This window comes from Lentzea sp. NPDC037011 (genome assembly GCF_055607425.1).
In genome coordinates this window covers 309,706-333,486 of the sequence record NZ_JBVJRT010000010.1, presented here as the reverse complement: position 1 = coordinate 333,486, position 23,781 = coordinate 309,706, and the positions used below count along the sequence as shown (strand labels likewise).

The 23,781-nt window shown below is 70.0% G+C and carries 28 protein-coding genes; 5 read left to right on the top strand and 23 right to left on the bottom strand.

Annotated features, from left to right (window positions below; genetic code table 11):
• Positions 1-61 precede the first annotated feature (61 nt).
• Positions 62-676: a class I SAM-dependent methyltransferase gene (locus tag ACZ7CH_RS30005; protein ID WP_360390630.1), complete on the top strand. Its 615-nt coding sequence runs from the start codon at positions 62-64 to the stop codon at positions 674-676.
• Positions 677-680: 4 nt separating this feature from the next.
• On the opposite strand, the gene atpB is transcribed toward ACZ7CH_RS30005, so the two are convergent.
• The 8 genes from atpB to thyX all read right to left on the bottom strand — a co-directional run bounded on the left by atpB (position 681) and on the right by thyX (position 7,876).
• Complete coding sequence (gene atpB, locus ACZ7CH_RS30000; protein WP_470375475.1) at positions 681-1,484, bottom strand: F0F1 ATP synthase subunit A; 804 nt, start codon at positions 1,482-1,484, stop codon at positions 681-683.
• Between the two features lie 90 nt (positions 1,485-1,574).
• Entirely contained in the window at positions 1,575-3,254 is a 1,680-nt protein-coding gene (locus ACZ7CH_RS29995; RefSeq protein WP_360390636.1) for a ribonuclease J, read from the bottom strand.
• Positions 3,251-4,147 (bottom strand): 4-hydroxy-tetrahydrodipicolinate synthase, encoded by an 897-nt coding sequence (dapA, locus tag ACZ7CH_RS29990; protein ID WP_470375474.1) that lies wholly within the window; start codon positions 4,145-4,147, stop codon positions 3,251-3,253. Before dapA ends, ACZ7CH_RS29995 begins: the two co-directional genes overlap by 4 nt.
• A 20-nt stretch (positions 4,148-4,167) precedes the next feature.
• Positions 4,168-4,779 (bottom strand): TIGR03085 family metal-binding protein, encoded by a 612-nt coding sequence (locus ACZ7CH_RS29985; protein ID WP_470375473.1) that lies wholly within the window; start codon positions 4,777-4,779, stop codon positions 4,168-4,170.
• Positions 4,780-4,833: 54 nt separating this feature from the next.
• Positions 4,834-5,247 carry a hypothetical protein gene (locus ACZ7CH_RS29980; RefSeq protein ID WP_470375472.1) on the bottom strand — a complete coding sequence of 138 codons (414 nt, stop codon included), beginning with the start codon at positions 5,245-5,247 and terminating at the stop codon, positions 4,834-4,836.
• Between the two features lie 2 nt (positions 5,248-5,249).
• Entirely contained in the window at positions 5,250-6,692 is a 1,443-nt protein-coding gene (locus ACZ7CH_RS29975; protein WP_470375471.1) for a serine/threonine-protein kinase, read from the bottom strand.
• A gap of 72 nt (positions 6,693-6,764) precedes the next feature.
• Positions 6,765-7,166 (bottom strand): ACT domain-containing protein, encoded by a 402-nt coding sequence (locus tag ACZ7CH_RS29970; protein ID WP_470375470.1) that lies wholly within the window; start codon positions 7,164-7,166, stop codon positions 6,765-6,767.
• Between the two features lie 5 nt (positions 7,167-7,171).
• A complete protein-coding gene (gene thyX, locus ACZ7CH_RS29965; protein WP_458430696.1) occupies positions 7,172-7,876 on the bottom strand; it encodes an FAD-dependent thymidylate synthase in 705 nt (234 codons plus the stop codon).
• 56 nt (positions 7,877-7,932) lie between these two features.
• Here thyX and ACZ7CH_RS29960 point away from each other — a divergent pair, with 56 nt between their 5' ends.
• Positions 7,933-8,457 carry a toxin-antitoxin system HicB family antitoxin gene (locus ACZ7CH_RS29960; RefSeq protein WP_360390654.1) on the top strand — a complete coding sequence of 175 codons (525 nt, stop codon included), beginning with the start codon at positions 7,933-7,935 and terminating at the stop codon, positions 8,455-8,457.
• Positions 8,458-8,462: 5 nt separating this feature from the next.
• Positions 8,463-9,365 carry a DUF4097 family beta strand repeat-containing protein gene (locus ACZ7CH_RS29955; protein ID WP_360390656.1) on the top strand — a complete coding sequence of 301 codons (903 nt, stop codon included), beginning with the start codon at positions 8,463-8,465 and terminating at the stop codon, positions 9,363-9,365.
• A 136-nt stretch (positions 9,366-9,501) separates the two neighbouring features.
• Here the strand turns inward: ACZ7CH_RS29955 and ACZ7CH_RS29950 are convergent, their stop codons facing one another.
• The 4 genes from ACZ7CH_RS29950 to ACZ7CH_RS29935 form a co-directional block, all read right to left on the bottom strand.
• Positions 9,502-9,996 carry a hypothetical protein gene (locus ACZ7CH_RS29950; RefSeq protein ID WP_360390659.1) on the bottom strand — a complete coding sequence of 165 codons (495 nt, stop codon included), beginning with the start codon at positions 9,994-9,996 and terminating at the stop codon, positions 9,502-9,504.
• An 18-nt stretch (positions 9,997-10,014) separates the two neighbouring features.
• Positions 10,015-10,623, bottom strand: coding sequence for a TetR/AcrR family transcriptional regulator (locus ACZ7CH_RS29945; protein WP_458430695.1), 609 nt, complete (start codon positions 10,621-10,623; stop codon positions 10,015-10,017).
• A 4-nt stretch (positions 10,624-10,627) separates the two neighbouring features.
• Positions 10,628-11,614, bottom strand: a complete 987-nt coding sequence (locus ACZ7CH_RS29940; RefSeq protein ID WP_360390665.1) for an aldo/keto reductase — start codon at positions 11,612-11,614, stop codon at positions 10,628-10,630.
• A gap of 91 nt (positions 11,615-11,705) precedes the next feature.
• Positions 11,706-12,905 (bottom strand): winged helix-turn-helix domain-containing protein, encoded by a 1,200-nt coding sequence (locus ACZ7CH_RS29935; protein ID WP_360390667.1) that lies wholly within the window; start codon positions 12,903-12,905, stop codon positions 11,706-11,708.
• Positions 12,906-12,975: 70 nt separating this feature from the next.
• On the opposite strand from ACZ7CH_RS29935, the gene ACZ7CH_RS29930 reads away from it, so the two are divergent.
• A complete protein-coding gene (locus ACZ7CH_RS29930; protein WP_470375469.1) occupies positions 12,976-13,518 on the top strand; it encodes a GNAT family N-acetyltransferase in 543 nt (180 codons plus the stop codon).
• Between the two features lie 21 nt (positions 13,519-13,539).
• Positions 13,540-14,052, top strand: coding sequence for a hypothetical protein (locus tag ACZ7CH_RS29925; protein WP_360390672.1), 513 nt, complete (start codon positions 13,540-13,542; stop codon positions 14,050-14,052).
• A gap of 167 nt (positions 14,053-14,219) precedes the next feature.
• On the opposite strand, the gene ACZ7CH_RS29920 is transcribed toward ACZ7CH_RS29925, so the two are convergent.
• The 11 genes from ACZ7CH_RS29920 to ACZ7CH_RS29870 all read right to left on the bottom strand — a co-directional run bounded on the left by ACZ7CH_RS29920 (position 14,220) and on the right by ACZ7CH_RS29870 (position 23,776).
• The gene (locus tag ACZ7CH_RS29920; protein WP_470375468.1) at positions 14,220-15,095 is read right to left on the bottom strand and encodes an SRPBCC family protein; all 876 of its coding nucleotides are present in this window, start codon (positions 15,093-15,095) and stop codon (positions 14,220-14,222) included.
• Entirely contained in the window at positions 15,092-15,634 is a 543-nt protein-coding gene (locus ACZ7CH_RS29915; protein ID WP_360390677.1) for a helix-turn-helix domain-containing protein, read from the bottom strand. The genes ACZ7CH_RS29920 and ACZ7CH_RS29915 overlap by 4 nt, the downstream gene beginning before the upstream one ends.
• Positions 15,635-15,785: 151 nt before the next feature.
• Entirely contained in the window at positions 15,786-16,223 is a 438-nt protein-coding gene (locus ACZ7CH_RS29910; protein WP_360390680.1) for a hypothetical protein, read from the bottom strand.
• Positions 16,220-16,957, bottom strand: a complete 738-nt coding sequence (dapB, locus tag ACZ7CH_RS29905) for a 4-hydroxy-tetrahydrodipicolinate reductase (protein ID WP_360390682.1) — start codon at positions 16,955-16,957, stop codon at positions 16,220-16,222. The genes ACZ7CH_RS29910 and dapB overlap by 4 nt, the downstream gene beginning before the upstream one ends.
• Positions 16,954-18,357, bottom strand: coding sequence for a M16 family metallopeptidase (locus ACZ7CH_RS29900; RefSeq protein WP_458430691.1), 1,404 nt, complete (start codon positions 18,355-18,357; stop codon positions 16,954-16,956). Before ACZ7CH_RS29900 ends, dapB begins: the two co-directional genes overlap by 4 nt.
• Positions 18,354-20,603, bottom strand: coding sequence for a polyribonucleotide nucleotidyltransferase (locus ACZ7CH_RS29895; protein ID WP_470370724.1), 2,250 nt, complete (start codon positions 20,601-20,603; stop codon positions 18,354-18,356). The genes ACZ7CH_RS29900 and ACZ7CH_RS29895 overlap by 4 nt, the downstream gene beginning before the upstream one ends.
• Positions 20,604-20,833: 230 nt before the next feature.
• On the bottom strand, positions 20,834-21,103 hold the full coding sequence (gene rpsO / locus ACZ7CH_RS29890) for a 30S ribosomal protein S15 (RefSeq protein ID WP_360390691.1): 270 nt from the start codon (positions 21,101-21,103) through the stop codon (positions 20,834-20,836).
• Between the two features lie 127 nt (positions 21,104-21,230).
• Positions 21,231-21,641: a 2'-5' RNA ligase family protein gene (locus ACZ7CH_RS29885; RefSeq protein WP_470375467.1), complete on the bottom strand. Its 411-nt coding sequence runs from the start codon at positions 21,639-21,641 to the stop codon at positions 21,231-21,233.
• 32 nt (positions 21,642-21,673) lie between these two features.
• A complete protein-coding gene (locus ACZ7CH_RS29880; RefSeq protein WP_360390696.1) occupies positions 21,674-22,156 on the bottom strand; it encodes a helix-turn-helix domain-containing protein in 483 nt (160 codons plus the stop codon).
• An 82-nt stretch (positions 22,157-22,238) separates the two neighbouring features.
• Complete coding sequence (locus tag ACZ7CH_RS29875; protein WP_360390699.1) at positions 22,239-23,171, bottom strand: bifunctional riboflavin kinase/FAD synthetase; 933 nt, start codon at positions 23,169-23,171, stop codon at positions 22,239-22,241.
• 59 nt (positions 23,172-23,230) lie between these two features.
• The gene (locus tag ACZ7CH_RS29870) at positions 23,231-23,776 is read right to left on the bottom strand and encodes a hypothetical protein (protein ID WP_470375466.1); all 546 of its coding nucleotides are present in this window, start codon (positions 23,774-23,776) and stop codon (positions 23,231-23,233) included.
• Positions 23,777-23,781 lie beyond the last annotated feature (5 nt).

Below are 23,781 nucleotides of genomic sequence, written 5' to 3'. Positions count from 1 at the left end.
GTGCAGAGCCCTTCTCCACACTTCACATCAGGTGGATTGGGCCGAAATGAGGGGGGCGGGGATGAACGCGGCCGAGGTGTTCGACACGCTGGGGCTGGAGTACCAACGAGCATGGTCGCACCAGCCGGCCCTGCACGGCACCCTCGCCTGGTTCGCGGCGACCCAGCCGGCCGGCTCGCGCGTGCTCGACATCGGGTGCGGCACCGGCGTTCCGGTCGCCCGCACGCTCGCCAAGGCGGGCATGAGGGTCACCGGTCTGGACGTCTCGCCCGTCATGGTCGACCTCGCCACCGAGCAGGTCCCCGACGCGACGTTCCACAAGATCGACATCCGCGACTTCGAGTCGCCGCCCGGTTCCTGGGACGTCATCTGCGCCGTCTTCTCGCTGCTGCAGATGACGCAGGCGGAGATCATCGACACCCTCGGCCGCGTCTCGACCTGGTTGCGGCCCGGTGGCCACTTCTTCCTGGCCACCGTGGCGATCGACGTCGAACAGGTCAGGCTGCCCTGGATGGGGCAGGAGATCGAGGTGTCCTCGTTCTCCGAGGAGAACTTCGAGGCGCACCTCGGCGAGGTCGGCCTGCGGGTCGTGCGCCGGAGCCGGCCGGTGTTCACCCCGTCCTACCCCGGCGCCATGCCCGAGGAGTCGCTGCACCTGGTGTGCCAGCGCCCCTAGCGGCTCAGTGGTGCGCGGCGAGCGCGCGGCCGATGTAGTGCGCCGACAGCGTGGCGAAGATGTACGCCTGGAGCACCTGGATCAACGCTTCCAGGAACACGATCGCGATGGCGAGCGCGAACCCGAGCAATGACACCGGCTTGAGCCACACGTTGGTTTGCAGCAACAGGAACTCGCTGCCGAGGGTGAACACGAGCACCAGCAGGTGGCCCGCGAACATCGCCGCGAACACCCGGATCGCGAGGTTCACCGGGTCGAAGAAGAACTTGAGGATGACCTCGGTCGGGATCAGCAGGCCCCACAGCACCGGCTTCGGCACGCCCTCGATGACGAACTGGTTGCGCAGGTAGCCGCGCAGCCCGAACTTCCTGATGCCCACGAAGTGGTAGAGCGGGAAGACGATGAGCAGCGCCACCGCCACCGGGAACCCGAAGTGCGTCATCGTCGGGAACTGGACCAGCGGCACCAGCCCGTAGAGGTTGTTCACCAGCACGAAGCAGAAGATGCTGACGATCAACGGCACGTACGGCGCGAACTCCTTCGCGCCGATCTGCTCCCGTGCGATGTTGTTGCGCCCGAAGTCGTAGATCGACTCGGCGGCGAACTGCCAGCGGCCGGGCACGACCGTCAACTTCCTCGTCGTGGCCAGGAAGAAGACCGTGATGATCACGATCGACAGCACCAGCAGCACCATCGGCTTGGTGATCTCGACGGCGAACGGCAGCCCGAACGGGTCGTGCCAGGTGAAGATCGGCGGCAGGTAGATGTCCGGCTTGCCGGGTGGGTTGAAGACGATGTCTGCGGCCATGGGCGTCCCCCTCGTCCAAGGTCTGGGACCAAACTTTATCGGACGAGGGGGACGCAGGTCACAGCAGGGTCACGGAAATCGGACCGATGATCAGACGGGGATGACGGTCGGCACGATCATCGGCCGGCGCCGGTAGGCCTCCGCGACCCAGCGCCCGACCACGCGGCGCACGGCCTGCGCGATCCGGTGGGTGTCGGTGATGCCCTCGGCCTCGGTGCGCGCCAGCTCCATCTCCACCAGCGGGACGACCGCCTCCAGCGCCTTCGGGTCGTCGGAGAACCCGCGCCCGGAGATCGTCGGCGCCGTGACGGCCCTGCCGGTCGTCCGGTCGATCGCGACGGAGATCGAGATGAACCCGCCCTCGCCCAGCACCAGCCGGTCCGACAGCGTCGACTCGCCCACATCGCCCACGGACAGGCCGTCGACGTACACGTGACCGACGACGACACGTCCGCTCACGGCCGCCTTGCCGTCCACGAGGTCGACGACGACACCGTCCTCGGCGATCACGACGTGGTCCTCGGCCACACCGGTCGCCACGGCCAGAGCGGCGTTCGCGCGCAGGTGGCGCCACTCGCCGTGCACCGGCATGACGTTCGACGGGCGCACCGCGTTGTAGAGGAACAGCAGCTCACCCGCGGGCGAGTGGCCGGAGACGTGGACCTTGGCGTTGCCCTGGTGCACCACGGTGGCGCCGAGCTTCGCGAGGCCGTTGACGACGTTGAAGACCGCGTTCTCGTTGCCGGGGATCAGCGACGACGCGAGGATCACCGTGTCGCCCTCGCGGATCGAGATCTGCCGGTGCTCACCGCGGGCCATGCGCGACAGCGCCGACAGCGGCTCGCCCTGCGACCCGGTGGAGACGAAGAGGACCTCGTCCTCCTCCATCCGCATGGCCACGTCGAGGTCGACGAACAGGCCGTCCGGCACGTTCAGGAAGCCCAGCTCGGACGCGATGCCCATGTTGCGGACCATCGACCGGCCCACGAAGGCGACCTTGCGCTTGTACTGCACGGCCACGTCGAGGACCTGCTGGACGCGGTGCACGTGCGAGGCGAAGCAGGCGACGATGACCCGCTGGTCCGCCTTGCGGATCACGTTCTCGAGCACCGGGCCGATCTCGCGCTCGGGCACCACGAAACCGGGCACCTCGGCGTTCGTCGAGTCGACGAGGAACAGGTCCACGCCCTCGTCGCCCAGCCGCGAGAACCCGGCGAGGTCGGTCAGCCTGCCGTCGAGCGGCAGCTGGTCGAGCTTGATGTCACCGGTGTGCAGCACCAGGCCCGCGGCGGTGCGGATGGCGACGGCCAGCGCGTCCGGGATCGAGTGGTTGACGGCGAAGAACTCCAGCTCGAACGGGCCGAAGGGGTGGCGTTCGCCCTCCTTCACCTCGACGAGCCGCGGGTTCTGGCGGTGCTCCTTGCACTTGGCGGCGAGCAGCGCCAGCGTGAAGCGCGAGCCGACCACGGGCACGTCGGGGCGCAGCTTCAGCAGGAACGGCACGGCACCGATGTGGTCCTCGTGACCGTGCGTCAGGACGATCGCGTCGATGTCGTCGAGCCGGTCCTCGATGGCGCGGAAGTCGGGCAGGATCAGGTCCACGCCCGGCTGGTCGTCCTCGGGGAACAGAACGCCGCAGTCGACCACGAGCAGCCGGCCGGCGTGCTCGAAGACGGTCATGTTGCGGCCGACCTCGCCAATTCCGCCGAGTGCGACGACGCGGAGGCCGCCTTCCGGCAGTGCGGGTGGCAGTTCGGTCGAGTGGGTCACGCGTTGACTCCCAGTTCGGCCGCGATGGCCTCGATGTCCTCGGCGGCGGCCGGCACGAGCGGAAGACGCGGGTCACCCACGTCGAGTCCGCGCAGGCGCAGCGCCGCCTTCGTGTACGTAACGCCGGGAACCCGGCGGAAGGGTCGCAGCAGCGGCAGCAGCGACTCGTGGAGCTCCCTCGCCCTGACCACGTCCCCGCTCTCGTAGGCGTCGGCCATGTCGCGGAGGCGGTCTGCGGCGAGGTGGCCGATGACGCTCACGAACCCGACCGCGCCCACGGCGAGCCACGGCAGGTTCAGCGGGTCATCGCCCGAGTAGTAGGCGAGGTCGGTGCTCGCGATCACCCGGCTGCCCGCGTGCAGGTCGCCCTTGGCGTCCTTCACGGCGAGGATCCGCGGGTGCTCGGCGAGCCGCAGGATCGTGTCGACCTCGATCGGCACCACCGCGCGCGGCGGGATGTCGTAGAGCATGACCGGCAGCCCGGCCGCGTCCGCCACGGCCGTGAAGTGGGCCAGCAGCCCCTCCTGCGGCGGCCGCGAGTAGTACGGCGTCACCACCAGTGCCCCGTCCGCGCCCGCCTTCTCGGCCTGCTGCACGAGGTGGATGCTGTGCGCCGTGTCATAAGTGCCCGCACCCGCCACCACGGTCGCCCGGTCGCCGACGGCCTCGACGACCGCCGTGATCAGCGCGGCCTTCTCCCGGTCGGTGGTCGTCGGGCTCTCCCCCGTGGTCCCGTTGACGACCAGACCGTCGTTGCCGGAGTCCACCAGGTGTTTCGCCAGCTCCTGCGCCTTGGCGAGGTCGACCTCGCCACGCGTGTCGAAGGGCGTGACCATGGCGGTGAGAACGCGGCCGAACGGGCGGTTCGGCCCAGCGTACGGGCTTCCGGACATGCGCGGAACGTTACCCGAGGTCACACACTTCGGTTCACCGACCGCACGCGTGCCACGGCGGCGGCGTCACCGCTGTACTCGACGCGCGCCTGGTCGCGCCCGAACGCCAGCAGGACCAGCTCGGCCACCTCACCGGTGATCACCACGCCGTTCGCGCCCGGCTTGGCCACGACGTGCTCGCCGTCGGGCCGCACCAAAGTCACCCCGTCGGGCGACGAGCGGTAGGTCATGCGCGCGGTGAGCGGCAGCAGCTTCCACAGCGCGCGTTCACGAGAGGCGTCGTACGGGCGTGGCTCCCAGTCGGGCTGTGCGCGGCGCACGTCCTCGTGGTGCACGAAGTACTCGCCGGCGTTGATCAGCTCGTCGACCGGCTGGATCCAGAACGGCGGTGTGCGCACGAGGTCGAGCAGCTCGCTCCACGCCTTGTGCGCGTACTCGCCCTGGACCTTCTCCGTCCACTTGGCGAACGCGGGCACGAGGATGCCCGGCGCGGTGTCCGGGCGGCGCTCGCGGATCGCCAGATGGGCGGCGAGGTCCCTGGCCAGCCAGGGGCTGCACAGGGTCGGCGCGTCCGGGCCGAGCTCGGTCATCAGGTCGACGAGCGCTTTGCGTTCGTCGCGGGCTAGACCCACGTCATGTCCTCCTGGCCGGGCTCAGCGCAACGCCTCCATTGCACCACAGCCGGGTCAGGGCTCGTTCGGCCTGTAGCAGCCGGTGAAGCCCGCCGGCTTGGCCGAGCCGCCGGCCAGCAGGGACACGGTCTGGGCGCGGGTGAGGTTCTCCGGGTAGTCGGGCCAGTCCGGTTCCTGGCCGTTGACGTGCAGCTCGTCCAGCCAGTAGCCGGACTGGCCGGAGGTCTTGGCGAACTCCAGGTCGCAGCCCTTCACCCGGACGACGACCTCGATGGTCTTCTCCGAGGACTTGACCGTGCGCTTGCCGATCTTCTTGGTCTTCTTCTCCTTCTCCGTGCTGGGCTCGCCGGGGTTGGTGAAACCGGCGGCCTTGAGCTCGGAGACGAACCTGTCCTCGTTGTTCGCGCACGCGGGCAACGTGGCCGCGCAGCCGAGGACCAGCAACAACGAGATGACCCGTCTTTTCACCGTCAGCTGTCCTTCTTCGCGCTGATGCTGCCGTCGAGCTTGCTGCCGTCCTTGGTGCCGGCGACGCAGAAGACCTTGCGCTGGGCGCTGCCGCTCTTGTCCTTCTCCCACGCCGACTGCGAGGGCACCAGGACGGACATCTTCAGCTTCGAGCCGTCCTTGATCCACTGCGAGTCGAGCACGAGCTGGCAGCGCGGGATGCCGACGTCCTTCAGCGCCTCGACGCCAGGGTAGGCCGCGTCCGGGAGGCTCGACGACACCGGCAGCAGGTCGATCGCGTCGAACACCTCGAAGTCGTGCGGCTTGTCGCACTCCTCGCGGGCGTCGGAGTCGAGCTGCTTGGTGGGCGCGACCTCACCGACGCCGCAGTAGTTCTCGTACAGGGCGAACACCGGCACCTCGCCGCCCTCGCCGTAGGTCATGGCGCTGGTGCCGCCGCTCGTGGGCGAGGTGAACCAGCTGTGCGTGTAGATGCCGCCGACGAACGCCGCGACGGCGATGGCCGCGGCCGCCACCGACGCGATGATGCGGGTGCGCTTCTTCTTCGCCGGGTCCACGGCCGCGGTGTTCTGCTGGTACTGCTGCGTCGCGACCGGCGGGATGCCGGTGGGCGGCGTGGGCTGGTTGCCGATGCTGGAGAGCATGGCGCGGGCCTGCGGGCCGGACAGGCGGGCGTTCGGGTCGGCGATCAGCAGACCGGTGATCACCGCGCCGAGCACGCCGGTGGCCCTGGTCAGGCGCGGGGTCTCGCTCATGATCGCGTGCAGCGTGGAGGCCGTGGAGGAGCGCTCGAACGGGCTCCAGCCCTCGACGGCGTAGCAGAGCGTCGCGCCCAGCGCCCACAGGTCGGACGCGGGGCCGGCCTCGTGGCCGTGGATGCGTTCCGGTGCCATGTAGGCGGGCGAGCCGATGAGGCTGCCGCTGGTGGTGAGGCGCGGGTCGTCGACGGCCTGGGCGATGCCGAAGTCGGTGAGCTTGAGCTTGCCGTCCGGGCGGACCATCAGGTTGCCGGGCTTGACGTCGCGGTGCACGATCTTCGCCTGGTGCGCGGTCTCCAGCGCGGACAACGCCTGCAGCGCGATCGACACGACCTGGTTCGGCGGCATCGGGCCGTGCGTGCTGATCAACGTCGAGAGCGTGGCCGCCTCGACCAGCTCCATGACGATGTACGTCGTGCCGTTCTCGTTGATCGCGTCGTAGACGGTCACGATGCCGGGATCGTTCAACTTGCCGGCCGTGCGCGCTTCACGCAGAGCGCGCTCTTCGAGCACACGGCGTTCCTCGTGCGCGAGGCCGTCCGGCAGGTGCAGTTCCTTGATGGCGACGAAACGCCCGATGTGACGGTCCTGTGCGCGCCACACGATGCCCATGCCACCGCGGCCGAGCTCGGCCACCAGGGCGTACCTGCCCGCGATGACGCGCGGTTCGACAGCCTGTCCGTGCAACGTGCGCTCCTACGACCTCGGAACCGGGGGGCGTTGACGGTACTTCAGACCCGCCGACTGGAGGATCGGTTCCTACGCTTCCGGCGCTACAACCAGTTCGTGACCTGCGGCACGCAGCGCGACGACAGCGCGGTCGAGGTCGCTCTGCTTCACCAGCAGGTGGTCGGTGTCGTAAGTGGACAGCGCGAACAACGGGACGCCCGCCGCCGCCAGCTCACCGGCCAGCGCGGCCATGATGCCGGTCAGGGTGAACTCCAGCGGCCCGCGCACGGTGAGCAGCCGCCAGCCCTCCTCGGCGGTGTCTGCGGGCAGCTCGAACGACGACGGCGCGATGACCGACACCTCGTCCGGGGTCCTGGTCACGGACACCAGGACGTCGGTCAGGTCCAGCAGCCCTGCGGGCAGCGGGGTGCCGGGTGCCAGGCGCGTGACGGTGTACCCGCCGGGGCGGACGTCCACGATGAGCCGCTTCATGACCGTCAGCCTTCAACGACCAGCGGGCTGGAGGCAACTTCGGTGCCGTCCGGGAGTGTCGAGACGACGAAGTCGGCGAACGCGTTCGGCGCGGCCTTCGTCAGCTCGCGCAGGCACGCCACGGCCAGTTCGCGCAGCTCCACGTTGATGTGCTCGGTGGCGCGCATCGCGATGAAGTGCCGCCACGAGCGGTAGTTGCCCGTGACGACGATCTCGGTGCCGGTCGCGTTCGGCAGCACGGACCGGGCGATCTGCCGCGCGCGCCGGCCGTTGACGGTCTTCTCCAGGCTGTGCACCAGGTCCTCGTAGGCGCGCAGGCTGGCGTCGGTGGCCGCGACGAACCGCGCGTGCAGCTCGGGGTCCGCCGCGATCAGCGCGGGCTCGACGACGTCGGTCGGGTCGGTGCGCTGGGAGAGCTGCGAGTACGAGAAGTGCCGGTGCCGGATCAGCTCGTGGGTGAGCGAGCGGGGCAGCTCGGTCAGGTAGAGGGTGGCGCTGCCGTGCTCGAACGCGGCCAGGTGCCCGACGTCGAGCAGGTGGTGCAGGAACGTCGCGTTCGTGTTCGTCATGGGGTTGGACCGGTCCCAGGACTGGTAGCAGGCCCGTCCGGCGAACTCGACGAGCGCCGCGCCGCCGTCCGCGTCGGTCGTCCACGGCACGTCGTCCGGCGGGATGAACTCGGTTTTCGCCACCAAACGCACTCTCGGCATGGTGCCGACACTAGCCGGTGCTTGCGCGACACCACGAGTGACGTCATAGTGGTGTCATGGATCTGTCGCCCTACATCGCGTCACTGCGCGAGGACCTGGCGACGGCCGCATCTGCGGGGGACGAAAGCACCCGTCGAACGGCCGCCGCGTTGTCCGCAGCGCTCGAGCCAGCCGCGCGACTGGCAATCATGAACGCACTGTCGGACCTGGCAGCCGAGGTCACCGCCTCGCTGGACGGCCAGGTCGTGGAGGTCAGGCTGGCCGGCCGCGACGTCCAGGTGGTCGTCACCGGTTCGGCCCCCGAGCAGGACAGCGGGCCGCAGCAGGACGTGCCACCACCGTACGTCGCCGGTGACGCCACCGGTGACATCAGCCGCATCACGCTGCGGATGATCAACGAGCTGAAGGCGAAGGCCGAGCAGGCCGCGGCCGCCCAGGGCGTGTCGCTGAACTCGTTCATCCAGCAGGCCGTCGGCGGTGCCATCCAGGGCAAGCACCGCGAGCACTGGAAGCAGCAGCACAAGGGGCCGAGCGGACAGGGCGGCTCCGGCTCGCGCGTCCGCGGATGGGTGCAGGGGTGAGCGGGATGACCGATCCGTCGAGTGGGCCGACCGCCGTCGTGCGGCAGCAGAGCTTCGAGTTCGCGGGTGTCGCGGAGATCGACATCTCGCTGCTCAGCGGCCGGGTGCAGGTGCACCTGGTCAACGAGCCGGGCGTGCACGTCGAGGTGCGCCACGACCCGGCGGCGGGCAACACCTGGACCGAGGGCCTGTCGAGCGTGCTCAGCTGGGTCAGCGGCCAGTTCGGTTCCGACCGGGGCACCCCGGTCGCCGGGCCGGAGGAGGCCGTGCGGGACGCCCGCGTGGAGCTGCTGGGCAACCGGCTGCGCATCGAGTCGTCGAAGGCGCTGCCGTTGCGCGCGGTGCCGCTGTCGGTCGTCGTGACGGCACCGGCGGGCTCGCACGTGCAGTCCAAGACCGGTGCCGCCGACGTGTCGGTGACCGGTGAGGCCGGCCGGGTCGACCTGAACACCGGCACCGGCGCGGTGAACGTCGACCGCGCGACCGGTGAGGCAAAGATCAACTCGGGGTCGGGCACGGTCCGCCTCGGCACGATGCTCGCCCGCCTCAAGGCCAAGACCGGCAGCGGTGACGTCGAGGTGTCGTCCGTGGGCGACAACGCCGTGCTCATCACCGGTACCGGCGACGTGTGGCTGGGCGCGGTGCAGGGTGACGTCATGGTGCGCACCGGCAGCGGTGACCTGACCGTGGCCGACGCCGCCGCGGGCGACATCCAGCTCGGCACCGGCTCGGGCAACATCCGCGTCGGCATCCGCTCCGGCACGCTGGCCAAGATCGACCTGGTGTCCACGTCCGGTGCGGCGCGCAGCGACCTCGACGTCTCCGCGGAGCCGCTGGGCGAGGCCGCGCTGTCCGTCACCGGCCGCACCGGCAGCGGCACCGCCCTGGTAACCGCCGCAACAAGCTGACCCCAGGGGAACGCAGGGGCCCCGCGTTCCCCCAAGGGAAACGCGGGACTCCCGCGTGACTTCCGTTGCGGCGGACCGCACGCGGGGACCTCCCGTGCTCCAGTGGAGTACGAAAGCTCCCCGCGTGCACTTCGGGCTAGGGCTCCTGGAACGGTTTTGAGCCGCCGGGGACGTCGTCCGGGAAGATCGGGCAGCGGATCTCCCCGGTCAGGAACTTCCGCACGAACGACGAGAACGTGCCGTCGTAGGACCAGCTCTGCCGCAGGTCGGTGATCACGACGGTCCACTCGTCCGGCTCGCCGGCGGTGTACCAGAGGCAGTGGTCGCCGCCCAGCGTCGTGCCCCACGGCAGCAGCCCCGGCTGCTCCGGGTGGGCCCGCAGCCCCGGCTGGCGTCGCACCGCCCGCAGGACCTTGGGCGCCTGCGACATCCAGTTCATGAACCCCGCACGTGCCGTGGGGTGCAGGATGCGGACGTAGCCGCCCACGATGAGCGGCGGGTACGCCTCCGCGAGGTGCACGTAGTCGGTCGGCAGGGGTGTGCCCAGCCGTGCCCGGACCGCGTCCCAGTCAACCGGGTCCGGACGCCGCTCGGGCGCTCCCAGCAGGTCGATCCACTCGTCAGGCGGCACCGCTCACCTCCGTGACCCTCAAGCATCGCCTGCGGAACTCGGACCTCGGTTGTACCGCAGTCCAGCGATCACCAGGGAGACGACGGCGTCGAACGCGGCCTGAATGTGAGGATCCCCCCACTCGGGCGCGTGGCTCGGGTGGTGGAACCGGTCCGTCGCGTCCCACACCGCCTGTGCCGTCACAGCGACGTCGTCCGCCATGAACTCCTGGGTTTCCACTCCCGCGCGGATGATGCGTGCGAGCAGCTCCACCATGTGCCCGACGTGGTACTCCGGGATGCTGTCGCTCTCCTTGACCAGCACCTGGAACGTCTCGAACAGCTCGGGTTCCTCCAGGTGCGCGCGCCGCTTGCGGTCGAACAGCTCCTGCAGCCACGCGCGCAGCCGGTCGGACGCGCTGCCCCCGTGGTCCGACATCGCGGCGAACTCCCGGTGGGTGTGGTCGAGCCACCGGCGCGTCACGGCCTCCCGCAGCGCCGCCTTGGTCGGGAAGTGGCGGTAGACGCTGCCGTGGCTCACCCCGAGCGCCTTGGCGACGTCGACCACCGTCGCCTTGGCCGGCCCGTACCTGCGCAGGACCTCTTCGGTCGCCACGAGGATCGCCTCCCCGGTCAACGCCTCCGCCACGTCCTCACCTCTCGCTGTCCAGCATCGCCATCTGCTCGGCGGCGTACCGCGTGCCCGCGGCCGCCCCGACCGGGACGACGGTGTCGATCTCCCGCAGCTCCTGCTCGGTGAGCTCGACGTCGAGCGCGCCGATCGCCTCGCCCAGCCTCGCACGCTTCGTCGTGCCGATCAGCGGCACCACGGTGTCGCCCTTCGCCAGCACCCACGCGATGGCCAGCTGGGCCACCGTGACGCCCTTGTCGGCGGCGATCCCGGCGAGCTTCTCGACCAGGCCGAGGTTGTGGGTGAGGTTGTCGCCCTGGAACCGCGGCGTGTGGCTGCGCCAGTCGTTCGCCGCGAACTCCTTGCTCGGCGTGGCCGAGATGAGCCCGCGCGACAGCACCCCGTACGCGGTGATGCCGATGCCCAGCTCCCGGGCCGTGGGCAGGATCTCCGCCTCGATGCCCCTGCTGAGCACGCCGTACTCGATCTGCAGGTCCGTGATCGGGTGCACGGCGTGCGCCCGGCGCAGCGTCTCCGCGCCCACCTCCGACAACCCGATGTGCCGCACCCACCCCTTCTCGATCTGCTCGGCGATCGCGCCGACCGTCTCCTCGATCGGCACGGCCGGGTCGAGCCGCGCCGGCCGGTAGACGTCCACGTAGTCCGTGCCGAGCCGCTCCAGCGAGTAGGCCAGGAAGTTGGCCACCGCCGCGGGCCGGGTGTCGAACCCGATGAACGCCCCCGCGCGGTCTCGCATGCCGCCGAACTTGACGCTGAGCTGGACCTCGTCGCGGCGGCCCTTGATCGCCTCGCGGATCAGCAGCTCGTTGTGGCCCTGACCGTAGAAGTCACCGGTGTCGAGCAGCGTGACCTCGGCGTCCAGGGCGGCGTGGATCGTGGCGATGCTCTCGTCCCGATCGGCCGGTCCGTACGCGTTGGACATGCCCATGCAGCCCAACCCGAGCGCGGACACGACCGGGCCGGTGCTGCCGAGCTGACGCTTCTGCATGACGAACTCCTCCTCTGTGGCTGAGGTCGACTATGCACCTTGGACTGACAGATTTCAACATCTGTCAGCCGTTATTTGTACGCTCCGCGCTTCACGCCTGCGCGGCCGCCAGTTCGCCTGCCAGATCTCCCTTCGGCACGACCAGCACGTCCTCCAGGCCCAGCCACTCCGCCATGTGCGCGAGCTCGGCCGCCAGCTCCGCCGCCACGCGCGGCCGGTCCACCTCCGGTTCCGCGAACGCCGACTGCACCCGCAGCACCCCCGCCGCCCGGTCCGCCTTGAGGTCGACCCGCGCCACCAGCCGGCCGTCCAGCAGGAACGGGAACACGTAGTAGCCGTGCACCCGCCGCGGCTCCGGCACGTAGATCTCGATGCGGTACCGGAAGCCGAAGATCCGCTCGGTGCGGGCCCGTTCCCAGATCAGCGGGTCGAACGGGCACAGCAGCGCCCGCCCGGTCACCCGGCGCGGCGCCTTCGCCTCGACGTGCCGGTAGGCAGGACCGCGCCAGCCGTCGACCGCCACCGGCTCCAGCACGCCCTCCTGCGCCAGCTCGGCCACCGCCGCCTGCGAGCGCCGCGGGTCGAGCCGGTAGTAGTCGCGCAGGTCCGGTTCCGTGGCGACGCCCAGCGCCACCGCCGCCCGCGTGACCAGCTCACGCGCGCCCTCCTCCGGACTCAGCCGCCGCGCCAGCACGTCCGGCGGGATGACCCGCTCGGTGAGGTCGTAGAGCCGTTCGAAGCCGCGCCGCGTGCCCGTCGTCAGCACGCCGACGCCGAACAGCACCTCGCAGATCCGCTTGACCTCCGACCAGTCCCACCACGGACCCTTCGCCCGGCCCGTGTCGCCCATCAGCGCCTTCTCCAGCGCGCCTGCGCCGATCGGGCCGAGCTCCTTGACCGCCGCCAGCACCTCGTCCACGAGCTGGGGCGAACGGTCCACGATCGTCTGGTAGTTCTGCCACCAGCCGCGCTTCTTCGCCCCGGAGTGGAACAGCGGCCAGTCGGCCACCGGCACCAGCGACGCCTCGTGCGCCCACGTCTCCACCAGCATCCGCGGCCTGCGCGCCGAATGCGTCCACGCCGCGTCGTCCAGCAGCACCGGTTCGTACGCACCCAGTCGCGAGAACAACGGCATGTAGTGCGCGCGCACCGCCACGTTCACCGAGTCGATCTGCAACAGCTGCACCCGCGACAGCACGCGCTGCAGGTGCCTGCGCGTGGCCGCTGACGGCCGCCCGTCCGTGAAACCCTGCGCCCCCAGGGCGATCCGCCGGGCGACGTCCGCACTCATCCTCTGCACCCCGTCGATGCTGCCACGCACCCCTGACAATTCTCCGGGGGACGGCCGATAAGGTGCGGCAATGGCCGACGCCGGCGTGCACACCGCCACCGCGAACGACGTTCCGGAGATCATCCGCATCCACCGCGAGACCTGGCGCCTCGCCTACGCGCAACTGCTGCCGGAAGACGTGCTGAGCACGCTCGACACGGACGAGGCGTGGTCGCTGGCCGTGCAGAACGGCGCCGTGCTCGTGGCGACTGAGGGCGAATGGACCGTCGGTTTCGCCGTGGCGACCAAGGCCCCGGACGACGAGGTCGCCAGGGCGGACGGGTCGCTGCCCGAGGACGCCGCGACGACCGCGTTGCTGAGCGTGCTCACCGAACCCCGCTGGGGCCGCCGCGGCCACGGCACCCGGCTCGTCGCCGAAGCGTGCCGCGAGCTTGCGAAAGCAGGCGCCACCAGGGGGATCGCGTGGGTCCCCGAGGCCGACAAGGCGTCGCGGAACTTCTACGAGCGACTGGGCTGGACGGGTGACGGCACGGTGCGCACCCTGGACGCGGGCGGTCGTCCGTTGCGCGAGGTGCGGCTGTCCGGTCCGCTCGAGGTCCGACTCGGCGACTGAGAACTGTGTAGCCTCGGGCGGGTGTTCGGCTTGGTGGGCCTCACCTTCGGCATCGCTCTCGGCTCCGCGCTCCTCCCCTTCATCAGCATCGAAGCGTGGGTGGTGGGGCTTGGCGCGCGCTGGCCGGGCCTCCCGTTCTGGGTGGTCGGGCTCGTCGTCGCCGTCGGCCAGGTGCTGGGCAAGCTGGTGTACTTCTACGCGGCGCGCGGTGACATCCAGCTGCCGAAGTGGTTGCACCGCAAGAAGAAAGAGCGCACGAAGCCAACGCTGGCGCAGCGCTGGTTCGGCGAGGGCACCCGCATGCACCGGTGGGGCGACTGGATCCACGTGAAGTGCCGGGCGCACCCGAACTGGATGGCCGGCACCCACGCTGTCAGCTCGCTGGTGGGTCTGCCGCCGTTCATGGCGACGAGCGTCCTCGCCGGCCTCGCCGGGATGTCCACGCTGGTCTTCGTGGTCACCGGGCTGGTCGGCCGGTTCGCCAGGTTCAGCCTCCTGTGCGCCTCACCCGGCCTGATCATGGCGTGGCTCTAGCCGAACACGATCGACACCGCCACCGAGAACGCGATCACGAGCGCGGCGAACACAACACGGGTCTCCTTCAGCACGTGCCTCAAACTAGCGAGCCCGCACCGGACAAAGCCACGTGCAAACGGGTGAGAGCCGGATGATCCAGCTCTCACCCGCCGTTTCACGCCCGATCATTCGAGCACGAGCACGCCATCCGGCAGTCCCGGCACCTCCACGGAGTGCCACATCGGCTTCCAGTCCGGGATCTCCAGCATCCGCCGCAGGTCCGCGAACCCGCTGAGCCAGCCCATCCACGACCCGTACGGCGGCCGCTCCGGATCGAACCCGCTCTGCACGAACGTCAGGTGCGTCTTCCCGCCCGACTCGGCGAGCTCCCACGACGACACCATCCCGTCCGGGAACTCGATCGCGAACCGGTTCTCGTCGAGCGCGAGGACCTTGCCGGGGTTCGGTTCGTCGTCGAAGCTCCCCATGGCCCACCGGCCGCCGACGTGCGGCTCGATGGACGCCCGCGCCCCGAACCACCGCTGGAACTTCTCCATGTCGGTCAACGCGTCGATGATCCGCGCGGCCGGCGCCGCGATGTCGACCTCGAACCGCTGCTCGGACGTCGAGAAGTCGCAGAACCCGAACACCTCGCGCCCTTCGACGTGCTCGACGAGGTTCGCGAGCATGAACGACCAGAACGTCTGCTCGACCCCGGCGTGCACCTCGTCCACGATCGCCTCGCCCCACTCCGGGTACGGCGACTGCGCGGCGGCGACAACGGTCTCCCCGTCCCGTTCCTCGACGGACAGCTCCACCGTGTGCTCCTCGCCGTGCAGGAACCACGAGAACCGCACCGACCGCTCGTCGAACCCGAGCAGCTTCTGCCGACCCCGCTCCCCCTCCGGCGTGAACCGCCCCCAGAACTCGAAGACGCCGCGCTCCAGGTCCACCTCGGCGTGCTCCGCCAGCCACACGCGCAGCTCGCCGGCCCTCATCAACGCCTCCCGCACGCGCTTGACCGAAGCCCGTGCCCGAACGCGCACCACTCCCGTGCTCATCGGTTGTCTCCCTTCGGATAGCAGGCGAGGGCAACGCGGAACGCATCACCCTCGTCCCCGCCATAACGGGTGAACAGCTCCTGCAACGTCGTCTGCAGCTCGGCCAGGAACCGCTGCCGGTCCTCCGGCCGCACGCGGATCTCCCCCGACACCCCGACCGACGGCAGCTCCCCGTCCCGGTCGAGCGCCGCGATGTCCGACTGCACCTGCTCGGCCAGGTCCACGAGGTGCCCCAGCGCCAGCTCGTCCCTGGTCCCGATCCGCCCCACCAGCGCGGGCGACAGCCAGTACGACCGCGCCACCGCCTGGTAGAGCCCCTCGTGCACCCCGCGCACCTTGCGTTCGGCGACCTGAACGGCCAACCCGGCCTTGACCAGCTGCTTCACGTGGTAGTGCACCCGCTGCGGCGTCTGCTCCAGCACCTCGGCGACCTCGGTGCACGACCGCGGCGCGGCGAGCTGCCGCAGCACTTCGATCCGCTGCGGCTTGAGCAGGGTCTCGGCCTGCTCCATCCGGTCCAGGTAGATGACGTCTCTCATCGCAAAAACAACTTTGAACGTTCAAAGCTTTTTTGTCAATTGTGCACGTGCCTGCTCGCCGGTCGAGGGCCGCTTTCACCCGCACAAACGAACGCAGGGGTCCCCGTTGCGGGAACCCCTGCGTCTCACCGTGTCCAGCACCCCGACGAGGTCAGGAGTGCAGCTGGATCGCCTTCTTCATCGTCTCCCGGGCCCGGCCGCGGTCCCCGGCGACGTCGTACGCGTACGCCAGCCGGAACCAGGCGCGCCAGTCGTCGGGCGAGGTCTCGACCTCACCGCGCCGCTCCTCGAACCACGCGTCCGCGGCATCCCGGTCGACCCGCCCGGACGGACGGCGCGGCAGGTGCGAGACGTCCGGCAGCAGCCCGTCCGCGTCGAGCTCGCGGGCCATCCTCTCGGTCTCCCACCCGAACCGCAGGTTCGAGTACACGAGCCACACACCGAGCAGCGGCAGGATCAGCACGCCGACGCCGAGCAGCACCGCCACCACGTCACCGGTGCGCAGCAACGCCACGGCACGGCCGGCCAGCAGCACGAAGTACACCGCGAGGGCCGCGATCAGCAGCCCCACGGTGATCCGGGTCTTCACAGGTCCAGGTACTTGTCGAGACCGACCGCGAGCCCCGGCCGCGAGACGATCTCCCGCACCCCGAGCACCACCCCCGGCATGAACGACGTGCGGTGCAACGAGTCCTGGCGCAGCGTCAGCGTCTCGCTCTCGCCGCCGAACACGACCTCCTGGTGCGCGATCATGCCGGAGATGCGCAGCGAGTGGACGCGCACGCCGTCGACGACGGCGCCACGGGCACCCGGCTCCTCCTGCGTGGTCGCGTCGGGCATCGGGTCCATGCCCTCGCGGGCCGCCGCGATCAGCCGGGCCGTGTGCGCGGCCGTGCCCGAAGGCGCGTCGGCCTTGCGCGGGTGGTGCAGCTCGATGATCTCCGCCGACTCGTAGTAGCGGGCCGCGATCTCCGAGAAGCGCATCAGCAGCACCGCGCCGATGCCGAAGTTCGGCGCGATCAGCACACCGACCGACGGCTGGTCGGCGAGCAGTGCCGCCACGGCGTCCAAACGGGACTGGTCGAAGCCGGAAGTGCCGACGACGCAGTGGATTCCGGCGCCGATGCAGAACTCCAGGTTCCCCAGCACGACGTCCGGGTGCGTGAAGTCGACGACGACCTGAGCGCCCGCGTCCACCAGGGCCGGCAACGGGTCGTCGGCGTCGAGTGCCGCCACGACCTCCATGTCCTTCGCCGCTTCGACGGCGCGGACCACCTCGGAGCCCATGCGGCCCCGCGCGCCGAGAACACCGACGCGAATCATGCAATCACCTCGTGTACCTGGTCCGGCAGATCGTCGGCATGATCGTAGGGACCGACCACCGCGGCGGCGACCGGTCGGCGCAGCAGATCACGTGCGAGCAGCGCCACTTCCTCGGCGGTGACCGCGTCGATCCGCGCGAGCGTCGCCTCGACGCTCAGGTGGTCGCCGTAGTTCAGCTCGGACTTGCCGATCCGCGACATGCGCGAGCTCGTGTCCTCCAGGCCCAGCACCAGCCCGCCGCGCAGCTGGCCCTTGCCACGGGCCACCTCGGCGTCGGACAGGCCACCGCGCGCCACGTCCACCAGCACCTCGCGGATCACGCCGGCGACGTCGCCGAGGCGGTCCGGCTGGCAGCCCGCGTACACGGCGAACGTGCCCGTGTCGGCGTACATGCCGACCGACGAGTACACCTGGTAGGCGAGGCCGCGGCGTTCGCGGACCTCCTGGAACAGCCGCGAGCTCATGCCGCCGCCGACCGCCGCGTTCAGCACGTTCAACGCGAACCGGCGCTCGTCGTGGCGGTCGAGGCCCTTCATGCCGAGCATAAGGTGCGCCTGCTCGGTGTCGTCGGTGTGCAGCACCAGCTTGCGGGCGTCGGCGATGCGCGCCCGGCCCGCCCGCGGTGCGACCGCGCTGCCCTCCCGCGACAGCCGGTCACCGATCGCCTTGCGCACCAGGCGCATGACGTGCGCGTGCTCGATGTTGCCCGCGACGGCGAACACCATGCGCGGCAACGTGTAGTTCTTCTTGTAGAACGAGTACAGGTTGTCCCGTTCCATGTCCTGGATGGACTTCTCGGTGCCCAGCACCGGACGGCCCAGCGCGTGCCCGCCGAACAACGCTTCGATGAACGCGTCGTGCAGCAGGTCCTCGGGGTCGTCGTCGCGCATCGCGATCTCTTCGAGCACGACACCGCGTTCGGTCTCGAAGTCCCGCGGCGCGCACAACGCCTCGAACACCACGTCCGCCACCAGGTCCACCGCCAGCGGCAGGTCCTCGTCGAGGACGTGCGCGTAGTAGCAGGTGTGCTCCTTGGCGGTGAACGCGTTCAGCTCGCCACCGACCGCGTCGATCTCCTCCGCGATCGCCGCCGCCGAACGCCGCGCCGTTCCCTTGAACAGCAGGTGTTCCAGGTAGTGCGCCGCGCCCGCGACCGCCGGGCGCTCGTCGCGCGACCCGACCTGCACCCACAGCCCGACCGAGGCGGACCGCACGCCGGGGATGCGTTCGGTGATGACCCGCAGCCCCGAGGGCAGCATGCTGCGCCGCACCTCGGAGCCCGCGGAGGTCTCGAGCACCCGCGTGCTGCCCGGCTTCTGCAGGTGCCCCAGCGCTGGAGTACGCGGACGGCCGCGGGTGGATGCACCCGCGGCCGTCACGTTGTTGTCAGTCGTGCTCACTGCGCGGGAGCCGCCTCAGCGGCCTCGGTGGCAGCGGGCGCCTCGGTGGCGTCGGACGCGGGCGCCTCGGCGGCGTCCTCGTTCACGACCACCAGGCTGATCTTGCCGCGCTGGTCGATGTCGGCGATCTCGACGCGGAGCTTGTCGCCGACCTTGACGACGTCTTCCACCTTCGCGATGCGCTTGCCGTTGCCCAGCTTCGAGATGTGGACGAGGCCGTCCTTGCCGGGCAGCAGCGAGACGAACGCGCCGAACGCCGCGGTCTTCACCACGGTGCCCAGGAAGCGCTCGCCGACCTTCGGCAGCTGCGGGTTCGCGATCGCGTTGATCATGTCGATCGCGGCCTCGGCCGAGGGGCCGTCCGCCGCACCGACGTAGATCGTGCCGTCGTCCTCGATGGAGATGTCGGCACCGGTCTGCTCGGTGATCGAGTTGATCATCTTGCCCTTCGGGCCGATGACCTCGCCGATCTTGTCGGTCGGAATCTTGACCGACGTGACGCGCGGAGCGAAGGCGCTCATCTCGTCCGGGTCGGAGATGGCCTCGGCCATGACCTCCAGGATGGTGTAGCGCGCGTCGCGGGCCTGGCCCAGCGCCGCCGCCAGCACCTCGGACGGGATGCCGTCGAGCTTCGTGTCGAGCTGCAGCGCCGTCACGAACTCCTTGGTGCCCGCGACCTTGAAGTCCATGTCGCCGAACGCGTCCTCGGCACCGAGGATGTCGGTCAGCGCCACGTAGCGGGTCTCACCGTCGACCTCGTCGGACACGAGGCCCATCGCGATGCCGGAGACCGGGGCCTTCAGCGGGACACCGGCGTTGAGCAGCGACAGCGTCGAGGCGCAGACCGAGCCCATGGACGTCGAGCCGTTGGAGCCCAGCGCCTCGGACACCTGGCGGATCGCGTAGGGGAACTCGTCCCGCTTCGGCAGCACCGGCATGAGCGCGCGCTCGGCCAGTGCGCCGTGGCCGATCTCGCGGCGCTTCGGCGAGCCCACGCGGCCGGTCTCACCGGTCGAGTAGGGCGGGAAGTTGTAGTGGTGCAGGTAGCGCTTGTGCGTCTCGGGGGACAGCGAGTCGATCTGCTGCTCCATGCGCAGCATGTTCAGCGTGGTGACACCCAGGATCTGGGTCTCGCCGCGCTCGAACAGCGCCGAGCCGTGCGTCCTCGGGATCACGGCGACCTCGGCACCCAGGTCGCGGATGTCGGTGACACCGCGGCCGTCGATGCGCACCTGGTCGCGCAGGATCCGCTGGCGGACCAGCTTCTTGGTGAGCGAGCGGAACGCCGCGCCGATCTCCTTCTCGCGGCCCTCGAACTGCTCGGCCAGCTTGTCCAGCGTGGCGGCCTTGATCTCGTCGAGCTTGTTCTCGCGCTCGGCCTTGCCCGCGATGGTCAGCGCCTGGGCGAGCTCGCCGGAGGCGGCCGACTCGACGGCCTCGAACGCGTCGGCCTGGTAGGCCGGGAACGTCGGGTACTCACCGGTCTCCTTGGCGGCGACCTGCGCGAGCTGCGCCTGCGCCTCGCAGAGGACCTTGATGAACGGCTTCGCGGCCTCGAGGCCAGCGGCCACGACCTCCTCGGTGGGGGCGACGGCGCCCTCGCCGATCAGGTCGATCACGTTCTCGGTGGCCTCCGCCTCGACCATCATGATCGCGACGTCGCCGGAGTCGACCACGCGGCCCGCGACGACCATGTCGAACACGGCCTTCTCGAGCTGCTCGTGGGTCGGGAACGCCACCCACTGGCCCTCGATCAGAGCGACGCGGACGCCACCGATCGGGCCGGAGAACGGCAGGCCGGCGAGCTGCGTCGACGCGGACGCGGCGTTGATCGCCACGACGTCGTACAGGTCGGCCGGGTTGAGGCTCATGACCGTGATGACGACCTGGATCTCGTTGCGCAGACCGTCCACGAAGGACGGGCGCAGCGGACGGTCGATCAGGCGGCAGGTCAGGATGGCGTCCGTGCTCGGACGGCCCTCACGCCGGAAGAACGAGCCGGGGATGCGGCCCGCGGCGTACATGCGCTCCTCGACGTCCACCGTGAGGGGGAAGAAGTCGAAGTGCTCCTTCGGCTGCTTCGACGCCGTGGTGGCGGAGAGCAGCATCGTGTCGTCGTCCAGGTACGCGACCACGCTGCCCGCGGCCTGGCGCGCCAGGCGCCCGGTCTCGAAGCGGATCGTGCGCGAGCCGAACTTGCCGTTGTCGATCACGGCAGTCGCCTCGTGAACTTCGATGTCCGTCATATAAGTGTTTCTCCTCGTCTTTTGGGACACCGCAACACGCGTTCTGACGAGGCCGGTCTTCGATCGAAGTCCTCTGGGGCGTTCCACCAGAGGGCCACTACCGAGGACCGGCGATAACTGCTTCGCGCGATGCGGGCCCTGTTTTGTTCCTCTTTGCAACCAGGGGTCTGTATACACCCGGTTGTGCGCCGAGGGGGAGCGACCGGCCGGTCACTCCCCCTCGGCGGGTATCACCTGCGCAGACCGAGGCGCTGGATCAGCGCGCGGTAGCGGTTGATGTCCACCTTGGTCAGGTAGTTCAGCAGACGGCGGCGACGGCCGACCATCAGCAGAAGACCACGGCGGGAGTGGTGGTCGTGCTTGTGCTGCTTGAGGTGCTCCGTGAGGTCGGCGATGCGCTTGCTCAGGAGCGCGACCTGCGCCTCGGTCGAGCCGGTGTCGCTGTCGTGCAGACCGTACTCACCGAGGATGGTCTTCTTCTGCTCCGTGGACAGTGCCACTGGGTGGTTCTCCTACTTGTTCAGGTCCGTGCGGCCCCACGCCCGCCGAATTGCTGGCCGGGGTAGCCGGTACTGGCCGCCACGGACCGCAGCCAGACCCAACTGCGAAGGTTATCAGGCACACCGCTCAACGGCGCGTTGACGTGCGCAACCCCACCCGTGCCACGGGCGAGTAGACGCCGTCTGCGCTGCTCACGAGCACCGCCTCGGCCGGCGTCCACGGGCTGCTCTCGAAGGCCGGCATCGGCTGGCCCCGATACCCGTAGGCCAACGTCAGGTGCGCTTTCCAATTGTCGTCCGCGCCCGCCGCCCGTGCCAACCCATTTAAGTCGCCGTCGATTCCCGCCCACAGGACCGTGCCGCGGAAGTCGCCGAAGCCCTTCACCCGCAGTTGCGGCGCGGGATGTCCCGCGAGTGCCCGGAAACGTTCCTCATCAGCGCTTTCGCCGTGAAAGCAGAGCGTGATGTGCCATTTCCCGGAGTTCGTCCACCCGATGTCGAGCGAACGGTCCAGCACGGCGTCGAGCTCGTCGACCACGTGCCGGGGCGGGAAGAGGGCGGTGAAGAACCTCACCGGGGCCCGGCGGCCCGGATGGCGCGGCGGAACAGCTCGGCGATCGCGGGGAAGTCCTCGTGCAGGAGGTCGGCTGCCTGCTGCAGCTCGACCCGGTCGGCGACGCGGCGCAGCACCGGGTACGCGACGCTCTCGTCGCCGTTGACCGGCAGCGAGTCGCGCGACACGGTCGGCTTGGAGTCGCGCACGTCGTCGAGCGCGCGCTGCAACGCCTCCGGCGCCCCGGTCGCCACGTCCGGCGTGAGCACCTTGCGCTCCAGCATGATCATCCGCGCGAGCACGGCCGGGTTGCCGATCTTGGCCCGCCGCCCGCTCATGACCTGGCTGAGCATGGGCGCGCTGATCCCCAGCACGTCGGCCAGCTGCGCCTGCGACACGTTGAAGGCCACGACCAAGCGCCTCACCCGGTCTCCCAGGGGTTCCCCGTACCACTCCCGCTGGAGGGCGAGGTTGCGCTGAACGATCTTGTGGTCCTCCACCTTGGCCTCTCCCGTAGCCTGCTTCGACCCGCATCCTGCCAGCACGAAGGCCGTCATATGCGCTCTTCGTGCCATCTGACGGTCACGACTCGGTGAGCAGTTCCCTCGTTCGGTCTACATCCCGGTGCATCTGCTCCAGGAGCGCCTCGACGGAGTCGTACTTCTCCATCTCGCGGAGCCGTTCCACGAAGTCCACGGCGACCCGCTGGCCGTAGTAGTCCTCGTCCACGTCCAGCACGAACGCCTCGACCCGCCGTTCCCGTCCCGAGAACGTCGGGTTCGTGCCGACCGAGACGGCGGCCTTGAGCGTCCGTCCCTTGGCGTCGGTGAACCAGCAGGCGTAGATCCCGTCCGCGGGCACGGCCGCGAACCGGGGTGTCGACAGGTTCGCGGTGGGGAACCCCAGGTCCTTGCCCCGCCCGTCGCCCTTGACGACGATCCCCTCCAGCCGGTGCGGCCGCCCCAGCGCCTCCGCGGCGGCCTTCACGTCACCGGCGTCGATGCACGCGCGGATGTAGGTCGACGAGTAGGTCACGTCGTCAGCGGACACCAGATCAGCCCCCTCGGTCACAAAGCCGAACCGCTGCCCCAGCTGGCGCAGCATCGCGACGTTACCCGCCGCCCTGTGCCCGAAGGTGAAGTTCTCACCCACCACGACAGCCGCCGCGTGCAGCTTCTCGACCAGCACCTCGTGCACGAACTCGTCCGCCGGCATCCGGCTGGTCTCCAGGCTGAACGGCACCACCACGAAGTGGTCGACCCCGAGCTCCTCGACCAGCTGGGCCCTGCGCCGCAGCGTCGTGAGCTGGGCGGGGTGGCTGCCCGGCCGGACCACTTCGGACGGATGGGGGTCGAACGTCATGAGGACACCCGGCAGCCCCCGCTCCCGCGCGAGCTCGACGGCCCGGCCGATGAGCGCCTGATGCCCCCTGTGGACCCCGTCGAACACACCGATGGTGACCACGCAGCGGCCCCAGCCGCCGGGGAGGTGATCCAGTCCGCGCCAGCGTTGCACGGTGATCAGCCTACGACGACGGCCGGTGCCGCTGCCCGCCTACCTCGCCAGGTCCTCCGTCACCACTTCTGCATCGTCCTGACCACCACGGCCTCGACGTCTTCCCCACGCATCGAGGCCGACAGGACCCGGCGCAGCAGTGCGCCCGCCTGTTCGAAGGCGAACGCCGACGAGTTCATCTCGTCGAAGCCTGCCTGGTCGACCACCAGCGTTCCGGCGGGCAGCTCCGCCCCACCGGAGAGAACGCCTTTCAAGGCCCCTTCCGGGAAGTCCTCCGGCAGGCCCACCTCGAACGGGTTCTTCCACAGCCGGGACGCGCAGGTGATTTCGCCGCCGGCCGACGTGGCGGCGCGGGGCACCCGCACCTCCAGCACACCCGCCGACGCCTCTGCACCGAGTGGTGTGTAGGTCGCTCCGAGCAACGCCCTCGGAGCGACGCCGCCGAACCGCCGCAACAGCTCCACGGTCACGACGGTGCTGCCCGCCGCACCGGTGGCGGTCGCGGAGGAACGGTCGATGAGCCAGTCGTCCGCCAGCAGTGGAGCGCTCATCCGGCCGAACTCCACCGCGACCACACCGCGGCCCTGGATATCTACTTCGATCATGCCGA

Coding starts and splice junctions, on each gene's coding strand:
- thyX (WP_458430696.1), bottom strand. CDS start 7,876: ATGCCGAGAGTGCGTTTGGTGGCGAAAACCGAGTTCATCCCGCCGGAC.
- ACZ7CH_RS29940 (WP_360390665.1), bottom strand. CDS start 11,614: ATGCAGAAGCGTCAGCTCGGCAGCACCGGCCCGGTCGTGTCCGCGCTC.
- ACZ7CH_RS29930 (WP_470375469.1), top strand. CDS start 12,976: ATGGCCGACGCCGGCGTGCACACCGCCACCGCGAACGACGTTCCGGAG.
- ACZ7CH_RS29870 (WP_470375466.1), bottom strand. CDS start 23,776: ATGATCGAAGTAGATATCCAGGGCCGCGGTGTGGTCGCGGTGGAGTTC.
- dapB (WP_360390682.1), bottom strand. CDS start 16,957: ATGATTCGCGTCGGTGTTCTCGGCGCGCGGGGCCGCATGGGCTCCGAG.
- ACZ7CH_RS29895 (WP_470370724.1), bottom strand. CDS start 20,603: ATGACGGACATCGAAGTTCACGAGGCGACTGCCGTGATCGACAACGGC.
- atpB (WP_470375475.1), bottom strand. CDS start 1,484: ATGGCCGCAGACATCGTCTTCAACCCACCCGGCAAGCCGGACATCTAC.
- ACZ7CH_RS29960 (WP_360390654.1), top strand. CDS start 7,933: ATGGATCTGTCGCCCTACATCGCGTCACTGCGCGAGGACCTGGCGACG.
- ACZ7CH_RS29935 (WP_360390667.1), bottom strand. CDS start 12,905: ATGAGTGCGGACGTCGCCCGGCGGATCGCCCTGGGGGCGCAGGGTTTC.
- ACZ7CH_RS29970 (WP_470375470.1), bottom strand. CDS start 7,166: ATGAAGCGGCTCATCGTGGACGTCCGCCCCGGCGGGTACACCGTCACG.
- ACZ7CH_RS30005 (WP_360390630.1), top strand. CDS start 62: ATGAACGCGGCCGAGGTGTTCGACACGCTGGGGCTGGAGTACCAACGA.
- ACZ7CH_RS29915 (WP_360390677.1), bottom strand. CDS start 15,634: ATGAGAGACGTCATCTACCTGGACCGGATGGAGCAGGCCGAGACCCTG.
- ACZ7CH_RS29920 (WP_470375468.1), bottom strand. CDS start 15,095: ATGAGCACGGGAGTGGTGCGCGTTCGGGCACGGGCTTCGGTCAAGCGC.
- dapA (WP_470375474.1), bottom strand. CDS start 4,147: ATGTCCGGAAGCCCGTACGCTGGGCCGAACCGCCCGTTCGGCCGCGTT.
- ACZ7CH_RS29955 (WP_360390656.1), top strand. CDS start 8,463: ATGACCGATCCGTCGAGTGGGCCGACCGCCGTCGTGCGGCAGCAGAGC.